This is a genomic window from Amycolatopsis lurida (assembly GCF_900105055.1).
Taxonomy (GTDB): Bacteria; Actinomycetota; Actinomycetes; order Mycobacteriales; family Pseudonocardiaceae; genus Amycolatopsis; species Amycolatopsis lurida.
The window spans coordinates 6929137-6944050 of record NZ_FNTA01000004.1 but is presented as its reverse complement, the minus strand read 5'-3'; the positions used below and the strand labels follow the sequence as shown (position 1 = coordinate 6944050).

13 protein-coding genes are annotated in these 14914 nt (G+C 69.4%); 2 read left to right on the top strand and 11 right to left on the bottom strand.

The window, feature by feature from the left end; translation table 11 throughout:
• Window positions 1-54: 54 nt before the first annotated feature.
• The 8 genes from bsaP to BLW75_RS37875 all read right to left on the bottom strand — a co-directional run bounded on the left by bsaP (window position 55) and on the right by BLW75_RS37875 (window position 9968).
• Window positions 55-258, bottom strand: coding sequence for a biotin synthase auxiliary protein BsaP (gene bsaP / locus BLW75_RS42555; protein WP_143055420.1), 204 nt, complete (start codon window positions 256-258; stop codon window positions 55-57).
• Window positions 245-1261, bottom strand: coding sequence for a biotin synthase BioB (gene bioB, locus BLW75_RS37905; protein WP_034321321.1), 1017 nt, complete (start codon window positions 1259-1261; stop codon window positions 245-247). The genes bsaP and bioB overlap by 14 nt, the downstream gene beginning before the upstream one ends.
• Window positions 1262-1345: 84 nt before the next feature.
• On the bottom strand, window positions 1346-2068 hold the full coding sequence (bioD, locus tag BLW75_RS37900) for a dethiobiotin synthase (protein WP_034321324.1): 723 nt from the start codon (window positions 2066-2068) through the stop codon (window positions 1346-1348).
• Window positions 2069-2116: 48 nt separating this feature from the next.
• A complete protein-coding gene (locus BLW75_RS37895) occupies window positions 2117-4324 on the bottom strand; it encodes a SulP family inorganic anion transporter (protein WP_425266436.1) in 2208 nt (735 codons plus the stop codon).
• Between the two features lie 252 nt (window positions 4325-4576).
• On the bottom strand, window positions 4577-6835 hold the full coding sequence (locus tag BLW75_RS37890; RefSeq protein WP_034321327.1) for a bifunctional SulP family inorganic anion transporter/carbonic anhydrase: 2259 nt from the start codon (window positions 6833-6835) through the stop codon (window positions 4577-4579).
• Window positions 6836-7074: 239 nt separating this feature from the next.
• Window positions 7075-8355 (bottom strand): adenosylmethionine--8-amino-7-oxononanoate transaminase, encoded by a 1281-nt coding sequence (locus tag BLW75_RS37885; RefSeq protein ID WP_034321331.1) that lies wholly within the window; start codon window positions 8353-8355, stop codon window positions 7075-7077.
• A 25-nt stretch (window positions 8356-8380) separates the two neighbouring features.
• Entirely contained in the window at window positions 8381-9589 is a 1209-nt protein-coding gene (locus BLW75_RS37880; RefSeq protein ID WP_034321334.1) for a cytochrome P450 family protein, read from the bottom strand.
• Window positions 9590-9614: 25 nt separating this feature from the next.
• A complete protein-coding gene (locus tag BLW75_RS37875; RefSeq protein WP_034321336.1) occupies window positions 9615-9968 on the bottom strand; it encodes an SRPBCC domain-containing protein in 354 nt (117 codons plus the stop codon).
• Window positions 9969-10092: 124 nt separating this feature from the next.
• On the opposite strand from BLW75_RS37875, the gene BLW75_RS37870 reads away from it, so the two are divergent.
• Entirely contained in the window at window positions 10093-10716 is a 624-nt protein-coding gene (locus BLW75_RS37870; protein ID WP_034321338.1) for a nucleoside/nucleotide kinase family protein, read from the top strand.
• Window positions 10717-10719: 3 nt separating this feature from the next.
• Here the strand turns inward: BLW75_RS37870 and BLW75_RS37865 are convergent, their stop codons facing one another.
• From BLW75_RS37865 to BLW75_RS37855, 3 genes are all read right to left on the bottom strand, one after another.
• A complete protein-coding gene (locus BLW75_RS37865; RefSeq protein ID WP_198935827.1) occupies window positions 10720-11877 on the bottom strand; it encodes a glycosyltransferase family 4 protein in 1158 nt (385 codons plus the stop codon).
• Between the two features lie 77 nt (window positions 11878-11954).
• Window positions 11955-13007 (bottom strand): C40 family peptidase, encoded by a 1053-nt coding sequence (locus BLW75_RS37860; protein ID WP_198935828.1) that lies wholly within the window; start codon window positions 13005-13007, stop codon window positions 11955-11957.
• Window positions 13008-13452: 445 nt separating this feature from the next.
• A complete protein-coding gene (locus BLW75_RS37855) occupies window positions 13453-13695 on the bottom strand; it encodes a hypothetical protein (RefSeq protein WP_034321455.1) in 243 nt (80 codons plus the stop codon).
• 193 nt (window positions 13696-13888) lie between these two features.
• On the opposite strand from BLW75_RS37855, the gene BLW75_RS37850 reads away from it, so the two are divergent.
• The gene (locus BLW75_RS37850) at window positions 13889-14881 is read left to right on the top strand and encodes a hypothetical protein (protein ID WP_034321348.1); all 993 of its coding nucleotides are present in this window, start codon (window positions 13889-13891) and stop codon (window positions 14879-14881) included.
• Window positions 14882-14914: the final 33 nt, after the last annotated feature.

Below are 14914 nucleotides of genomic sequence, written 5' to 3'. Positions count from 1 at the left end.
GAATGCGGTCGTTGCGCGTGCAACCACCGCGTTCAGAGGACGAATCGCGGGAAGTCAGCCGGCGAGTTCACCGTGACGGCTGCACCGGGCCGTCCAGCCGACCGGGGTGATCTGGACGACCATCCGCCGCGCGCAGTACGTGCAGTAGCGCGGCGGTTCGAGTGCCGTTCTCGGGTTGTGGCAAGCGGGATGTTCCGCGCCACCGGCGGACATCTGTCCACAGTGGACACAGAACGCGGGTTCGTCAGAGGACGTCACTGATCGCCTTCACCGGCATCTTCAGCTCCTCGAGCATCGCCAGGTCCGCGGTGGCCGGGCGGCCGAGGTTGGTCAGGTAGTTGCCGACGATGATCGCGTTGATGCCACCGAGCATGCCCTGTTTGGTACCCAGGTCGCCGAAGGTCAGCTCACGGCCGCCGGAGAAGCGGAGCAGCGGACGGGGCATCGCCAGCCGGAACGCGGCCACGGTGCGCAGCGCGTCCTTGCCCTCGACGACCTCGTATCCCTCGTACGGCGTGCCCGGCTGCGGGATGAGGAAGTTCATCGTGCACTCGTCCGGGTTCAGCTCGGCCAGCTGCGCGGCGAATTCGGCGCGCTGCTCGATGCTCTCCCCCATGCCGATGATGCCGCCGCAGCAGACCTCCATGCCCGCCTCGCGGATCATGCGCAGGGTCTCCCAGCGCTCCTCCCACGTGTGCGTGGTGACGACGTTCGCGAAATGCGAGCGCGCGGTCTCCAGGTTGTGGTTGTAGCGGTGCACGCCCATCTCGACGAGCTCGTCGACCTGTTCCTGGGTGAGCATGCCGAGCGAGCAGGCGATCTGGATGTCGTTGCCGTCCTCGCGGATGGCCTTGATCCCCTCGCGGACCTGCGAGAGCAGCCGCTTGTCGGGGCCGCGGACGGCGGCGACGATGCAGAACTCCGTCGCGCCGGTCTCGGCGGTCTGGCGGGCGGCCTTGACCAGGCCGGGGATGTCCAGCCACGCCGACCGCACCGGCGTCGGGAAACGGCCGGACTGCGAGCAGAAGTGGCAGTCCTCCGGGCAGCCGCCGGTCTTGAGGCTGATGATGCCCTCGACCTCGACCTCGGGGCCGCACCAGCGCATCCGGACCTCGTGGGCCAGCGCCAGCAGGTCGGTCAGGTGGTCGTCGTCGAGGCGCAGGACCTCGAGGATCTGCTCTTCGCTGAGCCCGACACCACGCTCGAGGACCTGGTCACGCGCCACGGCGAGGATGTCGACGGTCTCCGGGGCAGTGGTCACGAGGCGGCTCCTGTTCGGGGTGGGGCGGTGAAGCGAAGGCACATCATCGTGCACGACCGGGCGCCTCGGCCACAGCGACGCAGGTCACTTCTGGGCCGACGCGCGGCCGACGAAGCATTCCGGGTCGAACTCCCCGCCGAACCACGGCGAGAGGCCGGCCCTGGCCCGGTCGGCGAACTCCTCGGGCCCGGCCGTGCCCAGTCCGGCGGGCAGCACGCCCAGCAGCGGGGCACCGGCGGCGACCGGCAGGTCGGCCAGGTTCGACACCGCCGCCAGATCCGGCTCGTCCGGCCACGAGCCGATGATCACCCCGGCCACGGTGAGCCCGCGTTTGGTGGCGACCTCGGCGGTCAACGCGGTCGCGTTGAGCGTGCCCAGGCCGGCCTCGGCGACGATGATGACCAGCGCGCCCAGCGACCACGCGACATCGGCCAGCGTCGCCCCGTCGGCGTCGAAGCGGACCAGCAGGCCTCCCGCGCCTTCGATGAGCGTGAGGTCGTGTTCGCCGTTGAGGTCGCTCGCCGCGGCGGCGATCTCGCTCGGGGCCAGCGTCGGCAGTCCCGACAGCCTGGCGGCCGCCTCCGGCGACAGCGGATCCGGATATCTTCGCAGCTCACGGGTGGTGACCGGGCCGGCGAGCCGGAGCACGTCCGCGAGGTCGCCCGGCTCGTCCGGGCCCACTCCGGTCTGCGCCGGTTTCAGCACGGCGACACGCTGGCCCTGACCGGCGGCCAGAGCGGCGATGGCGGCGGTGGAGATCGTCTTGCCGACACCGGTACCGGTGCCGGTCATGACCAGCATGCTCACGTGCGTTGAACTTAGTGGGTCGGAGTGAAGGATGGCTGAACGGGCCGGTCAGCTCCCCTGCTCGGGCACGGTGGCGACGGCGCCGACCGGTGCGAACGCCGGGCTCTCCTCATCGGACAGATAGACCTGCGCCGCCCCGACGTCGAAGTACATCCCGGTCAGATGCAGTTCGCCGCGTGCCTCCGCCTCGGCGATCAGCGGGTAGTGGCGCAGGTGCTCCAGCTGCTGCAGCACGTTCTGCAGGGCCAGCCGGTCGACCTCGGATTCCGGGCGTTCGCCGTCGAGGGTCACCCCCACCTCGCGGTTCGCGCTCGGCTCGGCGTGCCGCAGCCACGAAGCCAGCATCGGCGCGCCATCCGGGGCACCGGTCGCCAGGGCCTGCATCGCACCGCAGCCGGAGTGCCCGCAGACCACGATCTCGCGCACCTTCAGCACGCCGACGGCGAACTCGACGGTGGCACCCATCGACGGGTCGGCCCGGCGGGCGGGCACCAGGTTCCCGATGTTGCGGACGGTGAACAGGTCGCCGGGTCCGCTCGTGGTGATCATGTTCGGCACGATCCGCGCGTCACCGCAGGTGATGAACAGGGTGTGCGGCGACTGGCCGCCCGCCAGTTTGCTGAGCGCGGGCTGCATGAGCGCGGCGGTGCGCCGCTGGAACTCGGTCGCCCCGCGCAGGGTGGGGCCGCCGCGCTGGCCGGGCACCTCGATGTCCTTGGCCTGCCAGTCGGACCACGGCGCGAGGAACCGCGGCACCGAACCCGTCGCGGCCGTCCTGGTCAGCGTGGGATCGCCGGATTTGCCGTTGGCGAACCACGGGTGCCCGATCTCGTCCACGACCACCTGCCCGCCGGCGCGTTCGTGCGCCTGCTGCCAGTTCGAAAGGCTCTCGAAGGCGGCGTGGTCGAGGTAGTCGACGACCAGTTCCAGGGTCACCTTCGCGCCGTCGGGAACGGTCGCGAGCACCCGGCTGAGCCTCGGTACCGAAAGGAACGTCAGAACGCCTTCGACGACGACGCGCCACTCGTCACCGTCGCGTTCGGCGTGGATGCCGGACCACACCGTGCGCCGGAGCATCAGCAGCACCGAAAGCGCGATCCCGAGCAGGACGCCGGTGAGCAGGTCGAAGACGACGACCCCGGCGAGCGTCACCAGGTACAGCCCCAGGTCGCCGTGTTTGAGGACCTGCTTCATGTGGCCGGGGTTCACCAGCTTCGCGCCGACGTGGACGAGCAGGCCCGCCAGCGCGGCGAGCGGGATGTTCTGGATCAGCCCGGCGAACGCGGCGACGAACACCAGGATCCAGACGCCGTGCAGGATCGCGGACACGCGGGTGCGCGCGCCGGCGGCGACGTTCGTGGAACTGCGGACGATCACGCCGGTGACCGGGAGGCCGCCCAGCGCGCCGGAGGTCATGTTCGCGGCGCCCTGCCCGATCAGTTCGCGGTCGAGGTTCGACCGCGGTCCGGTGTGCATCTTGTCGACGGCGACGGCCGACAGCAGGCTTTCCACGCTGGCGATCAGCGCGATGGTGATGACCGCGACGGCGAACGCGCCCCAGCCCGCGTCCGGGAATTCGGGGGCGAAGCGGATGTTGAGCAGGTCACCCGGGAGGTCGACGCGGGGCAGGGTCATCCCGGCGGCGACGGACAGCACGGTCACCAGTGCGATCGCGGCGAGCGGGCCGGGCACCTTGCGGACGGACGCGGGAAGCCGCGGCCACAGCAGCAGGATGCCGATGGTGAGCACGCCGATCAGCGCGGCGGTGTCGTGGTGGCCGACGATCTGCGCGGGCAGTTCGGCGATGTTCTTGAGCGCCGAGCTCTGGGCCGTTCCGCCCAGCACGACGTGGAGCTGGCCGAGGACGATCGTGACACCGATGCCCGCGAGCATGCCGTGGACGATGGCGGGCGAGATCGCGAGCGCCGCGCGGGCGATGCGGCTCAGGCCCAGCAGGATCTGGAGCGCGCCCGCGACGACGGTGATCGCGCAGGTGGTCGCCCAGCCGAAGGTCGCGATGGTCTCGGCCATGATCACCGTCAACCCGGCGGCCGGGCCGCTGACCTGGAGCGCGGAGCCGCCGAGTGCGCCGGCGACCACACCTCCCACCACGGCGGCGATCAACCCCGCGACGATCGGCGCCCCTGACGCGAGAGCGATCCCGAGCGAGAGCGGGACGGCGACGAGGAACACCACCAACGAGGCGGGCAGGTCGTGCCGGAGCACGGCGAGAGGTTTCTTGATGATCACCATCATGATCACCAGGTAACTGGTGAATTGTCCGATATGCACCACCCTATCGAGTGAATATCACTCCACTGGCGGGTGGCGTGGCCCACTTTCGGCCGGTTCTGTTGCCCGGAGGTGTCTCGTGCGTTGCGAAAAGCCTTATGGGCTCCCGAATCCTGGGATGTATCGGTCGGCCGCCCGGTCAATTCGACCGTCCGTGAAGGCCTCCTTCCCTACCCTGAAGGCAGGCAAGGAGGCCTTCACGGACTTGCGGAGAACTCAGGACTTCACCGGGGCCGCCGCCGACGTGAACGACCGCAGCGCTTCGTCGAGCAGGTACACATTCGCCTTCCCGACGTCGAAGTACATCCCCGTCAGCCGGAGTTCGCCCCGCGCCAGCGCGGCCTCCACCACCGGGTACGAGCGCAGGTTTTCCAGTTGCTGCACCACGTTGTGCAAGGCGAGCAGATCCGCCTCGTGCCGGGGACGGGCGCCGTCGAGCAGCAGCGGCCCTTCGCTTCCCCTGCGCCGCAACGTCGCCTCGCCGTGGCGCAGCCAGCCACCGAGGTGCACGAGACCGGTGGGCGCGTCACCGAGCAACGCCTTCATCGCCCCGCAGCCGGAATGCCCGCACACCACCACTTCCCGCACCCGCAGCAGCCCGACGGCGTACTCGATCGCCGCCCCCACCGAGAAATCCGCCTCGGCACTGGCGTGCGGGACGAGATTTCCGATGTTCCGCACGGTGAACAGGTCGCCGGGCCCGCTGGTGGTGATCAAGTTCGGCACGATCCGCGCATCGCCACAGGTGACGAACAACGTGTGCGGCCGTTGCCCGTTCGCCAGCCCGTCCCACGTGCTGCGCAGCAACGGCGCCGTCCGCCGCTGGAACTCCGAAGCACCACGGCACAACGGAACGCTGCCGCCGCGCTGGCTCGGCAGTTCGAGATGTTCGGCCTGCCATTGCGACCACGGCGCGAGCCACCGCGGCACCACGCGGGACGCGACGCCGCGGCGCACGGTCGGCACGCCCGCCTTGCCGCGCCCGAACCACGGATGCCCGATCTCGTCGACGATCACGGTTCCCCCGGCGCGTTCGTACGCGCGCTGCCAGCCGCGCAGGCAGTCGAAAGCGGCGTGGTCGAGGTAGTCGACGCACAGTTCGAGCGTCACCTCCGAACCTTCGGGAACTTGGGTCAGGACGGTCGTGAGCCTTGGCACGGAAAGGAAAGTGAGCGCGCCTTCGATGACGACGCGGCTCCGCGGGCCGTCCCGTTCGACGTGGATCCCGGAGAACAGCATCCGGCGCAGCATCAGCGCGAGCGCCACCACGATTCCCGCGGCCACGCCGGTGAGCAGGTTGACCGCGACCGCGCCGAGCAGGGTCGCGAGGTAGACCGGCACGTCACCGTGGCGGCGAACCTCACGGAGATTGGTGAGGTTGACCAGTTTGGCGCCGACGTAGACGAGGAGACCGGCGAGCGCGGCGAGCGGGATCAGCCGCAGGGCGCCCGCCAGGAACAGGCAGCAGCCGAGGATCCAGACGCTGTGCAGGATCGCCGACATCCGGGTGCGGGCGCCCGCTTCGAAGTTGGTCATGGTGCGCACGACGACGCCGGTGACCGGGAACCCGCCGAGCGAACCGGAGGCGGCGTTCGCCAGGCCCTGCCCGATCAGTTCGCGGTCGAGGTCGGTACGCCGTCCGTCGCGGAGTTTGTCGATGGCGACGGCGGAAAGGAGGCTCTCCAGGCTGGCGATGAGCGCGATGGAGAGGACGGCGGCGATGATCGCGGCCCAGGACCCGGACGGCGCCTCGGGGACGAAACCCAGCCCTGGCAAGCCGTTCGGGAGGTCGACGCGCGGCAGGTCCATCCCGGCCGCGACGGAAAGGCCGGTCGCCAGCGCGACTGCGGCGAGCGGGCCGGGGACGCGGCGCACCGAGCGCGGCATCCGGGTCCAGGCCAGCAGGACACCGACGGTGACGACACCGATCAGCGCGGCCTGGTCGTGGTGCCCGACGATCCGGCCCGGCAGCGCGAGGACGTTCTCGATCGCGGAACTCCGAGGCGTGCCACCGAGCACCACGTGCAGCTGGCCGAGGACGAGGATCAGGCCGATCCCGGCGAGCAGGCCGTGCACGATGGCCGGCGAGATCACCAGGCTCGCCCGCGCGACGCGGCAGACGCCGAAGAGGATCTGGACCACGCCCGCCGCGGCGGTGATCGCGCAGGTGGCGGCCCAGCCGAAGGTGGCGATGGTCTCCGCGATGACGATGGTCAGCGCGGCGGAGGGACCGCTGACTTGCAGAACGGAGGCGCCGAAGAGGCTCGCGACGATTCCGCCGACGACGGCGGAGATGAGTCCGGCGAGCAAGGGGGCTCCGGCGGCGTGTGCGACGCCGAGCGAAAGCGGGACGGCCACGAGGAAGACGACGACCGAAGCCGGGAGGTCGTGGCGGAGGTTCTTCAGGAGGGTCGATGCGGGATTGCGGCGGCCCGGGGGCCCGGTGTCGTGCTCGTCACCAACGATGTCGATCATGGGGGCAGGAAACCCGATCCGCGCGCAAAAGTCCGCTACGCAAAGGTTTCTCAGGTTTGCTTGTGCACCAGGGAACTAGGGCATATCACGCTTTCAGGACAAAGTGCCCGAGTTGGACCTCGATCGGACTCGCCCGTTCGCTTGACCAAGATCAACTCGCGACCACGCTCTGTACCCAGCGTGGCCTCTCCGGTTTGCTGTGGCCGCAGTCACACTCTTTGGGTTGAATTTCGCCGTTTTTACGCTTTTTGTGCGGCCGAGACCATTGCGGAGGTGATCGCGGCGAGGTCGTCCGCCTCGGAGATGTAGGGCGGCATCGTGTAGATCAGGTTCCGGAACGGGCGCAGCCAGACCCCGTTCGCGGTGAGGACCTCGGTCGCCACCGCCATGTCCACGGGATGGTCCAGTTCCACCACGCCGATGGCGCCGAGCACCCGCACGTCGGCGACCTCGGGCAGCTCGCGAGCCGGTTCGAGCCCGGCCTTCAGCGCCGCCTCGATCCGCGGGACGTCGGACTTCCAGCCGCCTTCGGCCAAGATCCCCAACGAGGCGTTGGCGACGGCCGAGGACAGCGGGTTCGCCATGAACGTCGGGCCGTGCGCCAGCACCGGCAGCTCGCCACGCGAGATCCCGTCGGCGATCTCCGGCGTGCACAACGCCGCCGCCATCGTGAGGTAACCACCGGTCAGCGCCTTGCCGAGGCACAGTACGTCCGGCGTGACGCCGGCGTGCTCGGCGGCGAACATCGTGCCGGTGCGGCCGAAACCGGTGGCGATCTCGTCGAAGACGAGCAGGACGTCGTTGGCCTCGGTGATCTCGCGCAGCGCGCGCAGGTACGCGGGCGGGTGGAACCGCATGCCGCCGGCGCCCTGCACCACCGGCTCGACGATGACCGCGGCCAGCTCGCCCGCGTGCCGCTCGATCTCGGTCGCGAGCAGTTCGAGGTACGCCTGATCCGGCTCGTCGGCGAAATCGCCGGGCGGCTTGGGCAGGAAGAGCTGATCCGGGAGGATCCCGCGCCACAGCGAGTGCATCCCGCCCTCGGGATCACAGACGCTCATCGGCGTGAACGTGTCGCCGTGGTAACCGCCGCGCCAGGTCATCAGGCGCCGCTTTTCCTTGCGCCCCACCGACTGCCAGTACTGCAGGCACATCTTGACGGCGACCTCGACCGACACCGACCCGGAATCGCACAGGAACACGTGCCGCAGCCCGTCCGGAGCGAGATCGACCAGCGTCTTCGCCAGCCGGATGGCCGGTTCGTGGGTGAGCCCGCCGAACATCACGTGACTCATCCGGCCCGCCTGCTCGGCCAGCGCCGCGTCCAGCACCGGGTTCCGGTAGCCGTGGATCGCCGCCCACCAGGACGACATGCCGTCGACCAGCTCACGGCCGTCGTCGAGAGTGAGCCGGACCCCGCTCGCCTCCCGCACGAGCAGGGAATCGATCGTGCTCGGCATCGGCCCGTACGGGTGCCAGACGTGTTCCGCGTCGAGCGCGAGGAGTTCGGCGGCGTCCATCCGGCGACCCTACGACACCCGCTCCTCAGCGCAGGCGCACAGGGAGGGTTTCCAGCCCGTGGACGAGGGTGCTTTCCCGCCACCGCAAGCTTTCCGGCTCGGCGTCCAGGCTCAGCGCGGGGAACCGCTCCAGCAGCCCGCGCAACGCGATCTCGGCCTCCAGCCGGGCCAGCGGGGCGCCGACGCAGTAGTGGATGCCGTGCCCGAACGCGAGATGCCCGGTCGCCGACCGCGTGACATCCAGCCGGTGCGGGTCTTCGAACCGTCCGGCGTCGCGATTCGCGCCGAGCAGGGAGACGAGCACGAACTCACCGGCGGGAATCTCGACGTCACCGACCGGGACGGGTTCCTTGGTGAACCGGATGGTCGCCAGGTGGATCGCGCCGTCGTAGCGCAGGAATTCCTCGATCGCGCCGGGCAGCAGGGCGGGATCGGTACGGAGCGCGGCCAGCTGATCCGGCTCGCGCAGCAGCGCGAAAACGCTGTTCGCGATCAGGTTGACCGTCGTCTCGAACCCCGCCACCAGCAGCAGGAACGCCATGGCCAGCAATTCCTCGGCGGAGAGCGAATCGCCTTCGTCGCTGGCGTGGATCAGGCCCGACAGCAGGTCTTCGGCGGGTTCGGCGCGCTTTTCCTCGATGAGGTCGACGAGGTACGCGTGCATCTTCGCCGCCGCGGCTTGGAGCTCCTCCGGCGTCGACCAGGCGACCATCGTGCTCGACCACGTCGCGAACGCCGGCTGGTCGCCCGCGTGGACGCCGAGCAGTTCGCAGATCACCCGGATCGGCAGCGGGACCGCGAAAGCGGGGAGGAGGTCGGCACGCTCCGCGTCGCCGATGCCGTCCAGCAGTTCCGCGGTGATCTGCTCGATCCTCGGCCGCAGCCGGGAAACCGTGCGCGAGGTGAAGGCCTGGTTGACCAGTTTGCGCAGCCGGGTGTGGTCCGGCGGGTCCGAGTTGAGCATGTGCCCGCCGAGTGCGCGTACGGCGTTGTCGGCCGCGGATTCGAAGCCGTCGCGTTCGAAGAGCCGCCGGATCGCCGCCGGATCCTTGCCGACTCGGGAATCCGCGAGGATCGCGCGGGCCTCGGCGTATCCGGTGACGATCCAGACGTCCAGTCCGCGCGGCATCCGCACCTTGCGGGCCGGGCCTTCCGCCCGCAACAGCTCGGAGATCCGGTGTGGTTCCTGGACGAGATCCTCGGCCAGGTTCCGCACGCTTTCGGCTGCCCCCATCGGTACGCCTTCCCCGGCGCGCGGGTCAGCGTTCGGCCAGCGCGGCCACCACTCGTTCGGTCACGTCGGTCCAGTATGCCCGCTGTTCTTCGCGCTCGTCGGCGCCCGCGAGCCATTCTTGGTGGAACCGGAGCGTGGTCTTCTGGTCGGTGCCGTTCACCGTGATCTGCAAGGTCGAGTCGTGGTCCCAGTCCTTCGGGCGCCAGGTGAGCCGGAGCTTGTCGCCCTCGGAGCGGCCGCGGATCTCGCCGGTCGTCCCGTTCGCCGTCTCGTACGCCGCGCCCAGCTCGGTGCCGAGCTCGGCGCCCGGGCCGAGCCAGATCCCCACGCCCTCGCGTCCGACCAGGAAGTCCCAGACCTGGGTGCTGGTGAACGGCACCGTCTGGGAAACGCCTACCTGCCAACCACTTCCGGCTGTCTTGGCCGTTGCTTTTGCCACCGGGCCATCATTCCATCGGGTGTACCGTGCGACAGTCACCGGTTCGGGTGGAGGATCTCTGTCTGTGCGCTACCGTCCGATTTCTCCCGTTCTGCTGGTCTCCGAATTGACCCAGCGCATCACGGCGATCACGGGCCGCCGCCGGATCGCGGTCGCGATCGACGGTGCGGCCGGTGCGACCAACACCACAGAACTCGCCGACGCCCTGGTCGATCCCCTGCGGGTCGCCGGTCACGCGACGTTGCGGATCTCGGCGAACGACTTCCTCAGGCCCGCCTCGCTGCGCTTCGAACGCGGCAAGGAGGATCCGGATTCGCGCTACAGCGACTGGCTCGACCTGGGCGCCCTCCGTCGCGAGGTGCTGGCCCCGCTCGCCGAAGACGGCAGCGGCCTGGTTCTCCCGTCGCTGTGGGATCCCGTTCGCGATCGCGCCACCCGCGCTGAACGCGTCGCCCTGCCCGAGGGCGGCGTCGTCCTGCTGGACGGCGAATTCCTGTTCGGGGCCGGGCTCGCCTTCGACCTCAGCGTGCACCTGTGGCTCTCCCCCGCCGCGCTCAAGCGGCGCGTGCCCGACGAATGGGCGCTCCCCGCCTACGAACGCTACGAACGGGAAGTCGACCCGTCGGCGTTGTCCGACGTGGTGATCCGCGTCGACGATCCGAAGCACCCGGCGCGCTACGAACCCTGACTCTCAGCGCACCGCCGCGACGGGGTCGCCATCGAGCAGCCCGGAGAGCCTGCCCGCCATGGTGTCCCACCGCCAGTTCTCGGCGACCCATGCGCGACCGGCCGCCCCCATGCGCCGCGCCCGCACCGGATCGGCCAGCAACGCGGCCAGCGTTTCCCGCAACTGCTGCTCGTCACGGCCGTCGACGACATGCCCGGTGACCTCGTCCAGCACCGTCTCGGGCGCGCCACCGGAATTCCCGGCGACGACCGGCAGCCCGGTCGCCGAGGCCTCCAGGTACACGATGCCAAGGCCCTCGACGTCGAGCCCCTTTCCGCGCGTCCGCGCCGGCATCGCGAAGACGTCACCCGCGTTGTAGTGCGCGGGCAACTCCTGCCATGGCACCGATCCGGTGATGACGACGCTGTCTTCGACGCCCAGCGCGCCGACGAGCCCGGAGAGCGTCTTGCGGTACGGGCCGCCGCCGACGATCAGCAGCGCGACGTCCGGGATCCGCTCGCGAAGTTCGGGCAGGATCTTGATCAGCATGTCCTGGCCCTTGCGCGGGACCAGCCGCGAAACACAGACGATCGTCGGACGGTCGCCGAGACCGTGGCGCTCGCGAATCTCCTTGCCCGCGGCCGGATCGGGGCGATAGAGCGCGGTGTCGACACCGCACGGGAGCATCTCCAACCCCGCCATCGGGCCGAAAGCGGCCGAGAACCGGGAGCGCGTGTACTTGCTGACGTAGGTGATCACGTCGACGGTGTCGCCGATGCGCCGCAGCGCCTGCCGGGAGCCCGGCAGCATCGACCAGCCGACCTCGTGGCCGTGCGTGGACGCCAGGACCCGGCGGGCACCCGCCGACCTCAGCGGATGACCCAGCAACGCCAGCGGCGCCGCGGCGCCGAACCAGACGGCCTCGCAGTCGCGGGCGCGCATGATCTCCTTGGCCCGCTTGAGCACGCCCGGGGTCGGCAGCATCAGCGACGTCGGATGGCGCACCACCTCGAACGGGGCGGCGGCGTCGAACTCGCCGTGCGAGCCGGTGCTCGATTCCCAGGACGGTGCGTAGACGACCAGGTCGTCCGCGGGCAGGCGGGTGGCCAGCGAGTTCAGGTAGTTCTGGATACCGCCTGGCCGGGGCGGGAAGTCGTTGGTCACCAGCAGGGTCCTCAGCACCCCTGCAGGTTACTTGGCCCGCCGCATGCGAAAGGGGCGGCACCGCCTGCGCGGTACCGCCCCTTTTCGTCTGTTCGTCAGGCCGTCGGGCGACGAGCGCCGACGTAGTTGTTCTGCAGCGGCGACACCTTGACGACGTCACCGGTGGTCGGCGCGTGCACCATCATGCCGTTGCCGACGTACATGCCGACGTGGGAGACCGGCGAGTTGTAGAACACCAGGTCACCCGGCTGAAGCTGCGAACGCTGCACCGCGGCGCCGAAGGTCGATTGCTGACGGCTGGAGCGCGGCAGGGTGAGCCCGGCCTGCTTGTACGCCCAGAGCATCAGACCGGAGCAGTCGAACGACGACGGGCCGACGTCGCCCCAGCCGTACGGGCTGCCGAGCTTGCTCTTCGCGGCCGCCAGCGCGGTCGCCGCGGCGGGACCCGGAGCGGGGACGTTGGGGAACGCGCCGCCCTTGTCCTTCTGGGCGTTGCGATCCGAGGCGCTGAGGTTGTTGCTCGCGCGCTGGATCTCCGCGAGCTGGTCGTTCAGCGTCTTCTGGCGCGCTTCGATGTCCGTGGTCAGCTTGGCGGCCGTGTCACGGGCCGCGGTGGCCGCGTTCTGCGCGTCCGCCGCCTGTTTGGCAGCGGCCGCGGCCTGGGCGACGGCACCGCTCAGGTTGTTCAGAGCCGTGTTCTTGTTCGCGGCGAGGACCTCGAGCGCCGAGGAGCGCTCCAGGAAGTCCTGGGTCGACGCGCCCGACAGCAGCGACGACAGCTTGTTCAGCTGCACACCGCTGGTGAAGGAGGCACCGGCGAACTTGTTCACCTCGGCCTGGAACGTCTTCTCGTCACCGGCCGCCTTGACACCGAGTTCCTTGGCGGCGGCGGCGTCGGCGGTCGCCTTGTCGAGCTCGCTCTGCTTCGCGGCGAGGTCGTCCTTCGCCTTGAGAAGGTCTTCGTTCGCCTTCTCCGCCTGCGCCGCGAGGTCGCGGTACTTGGCGAGCGCTTCCGAGCCGGACGGGGGCTGTTGGAGGGCGGGGCCTGGGGCGGCAGTGGCGGGTGCCTGGACGACGGTCACCGCGGTGATCACCGCGGCCGCGGCCAAAGCTCCTGACACCACGCGCTTCACTGGATGCGACTGCACGGTCGCGCGTGTCTCCTTTGCTGTCGGCCACCGACTCGGAACCCGGGACGAAGAGGTCGGGGGCCCTCTTCCGCGAAGCCGCGTCGCCGGCCGTGAGGCCCGCGCGGTTCCCCGCGTTCCCGCCTTGCGCCTGGCCGAGAGCTATCGCAACAGGTTTGGCGCATGGCTGGTTCTGATGCAACTCCCCGACAAAGCTGCCTCGGTGGCGATCCCGTGTCGTCGTCTGGCGACGACTTCCGGCCACGAGATCTCGGACAGGTTACGAAACCACGGGCACGACGTCCACCATGTCAGGCGCAAAAACTCTCCGTGATGCGCCGAAACACCTTCGGACCAGCATGAGCGGAAACATGTGACGGGCGTTACATGCTGGGACCTGTCACGACTACCTACCGTTCACCCGATCGTATCGACCACTCGCCGAATGCCCCGGTAGTGGCGTGTCTCAGGCGGTTTTCCGGCGCTCCTGCTCCACGACCGCGACCATCCGGAGGCGCGGGACCATCCCCGCTTCCGCGAGCGCGTCGATCGCTCTTCGTTCGTCGGCGTCCCATTCGAGCGCCGGTGGCGCGCCGAGGAGGACGCTGACGACACAGTCATGACATGCGTCACCGCGGACCGCGCACCGGTCGCAATCGATGACGAGCGTCTCTATGTCCGCTATGTCGGCGATGGCCTTGTCGGGCATCTGGGGCTCCTCACTTTCAGTGGTGAGGTGCACATTAAGAGCGACCACCGACAGTTTCGGCCTCGTGAGTGGTAAGGACGGTTAGAACCGTCCTTACCACTCACGAGACGCGAGCTGTCCACAACCGCTCCCGCCATCCACAACTTTCACCCACACCTCCTTTTCGGCCTTCCGTCCGGGCCACCGTGGACGTGTGCCCCTACACAAACGCTGGTCGGAAGAAGCCATTCCGGCCGAACAACGACCCAGCTGGCCGGTTCTGCTGCGGGAACAGCACGGCATCGTGTCCAGAGCCCAGCTGCTGGCCTATGGACACAGCAAGGCCGACATCGTCGCGAACCTGGAGGCAGGACGCTGGCAGCGTGTGCTGCCGCGGGTTTACGCGACCTTCACCGGTCCTCTCCCGAGATCGGCCAGGATTCATGCCGCGCTCCGCTACGGAGGCGGGCACGCGGTGCTGAGCCATCGCACCGCGGCTGAGGAATGGTGTCTCCTGCCGGTCGAGGAAGGGCCGATCGAGATCACCGTGCCCTATTCGAGTTCCGCGATTTCCCAGCCTTCACTGGTGAAAGTGCACAGGTCGCGAGCGCTTCCGTACTCCGCCGCCGAGGCATGGCCGCCACGGACCAAACGCACGGACACGATCGTCGATCTGGCGGTCTCCCAGGCCGGCGCACGGGAGGCGGTGAACGTCGTCGTCGACCTCGTCAGCCGGAGCAAGGTCCCGGTCTCCGCGATGCGGGACTGCGTCTCGATGCGTCCGCCCTTCCGCTTCCGCGCCGAGATCCAGCGAGGTCTCGAACTGGTGGCCGGAGGCCTCATGTCAGCGCTCGAAGTGGAGTTCAAGGAACAGGTCGAAGAAAGACACGGCCTGCCGCCGGGTGACCGGCAGACAGCGGTCGAAGTCGACGGGAAGACGTTGTGGGAGGACGTCACCTACGACTCACGAGGCGCGGCACTGACCGTCCGGCTGGACGGACGAGCCACCCACGCGATGGACGCCGTCGCGTTCCGCGATCGGCGGCGGGACAACGCGGCCGAACTCGCCGACCGGGCCCGTCTGGTCTACGGCTGGCATGACGTCCGGAATTCGCCGTGCCAAGTCGCGGCCGAGGTGCGGGTGGTCCTCATCCGGGAGGGGTGGCGACCGACGACCGAACGCATCACCTGTCCGACGTGCTCGTGAGTGGTAAGGACGGTTAGAACCGTCCTTACCACT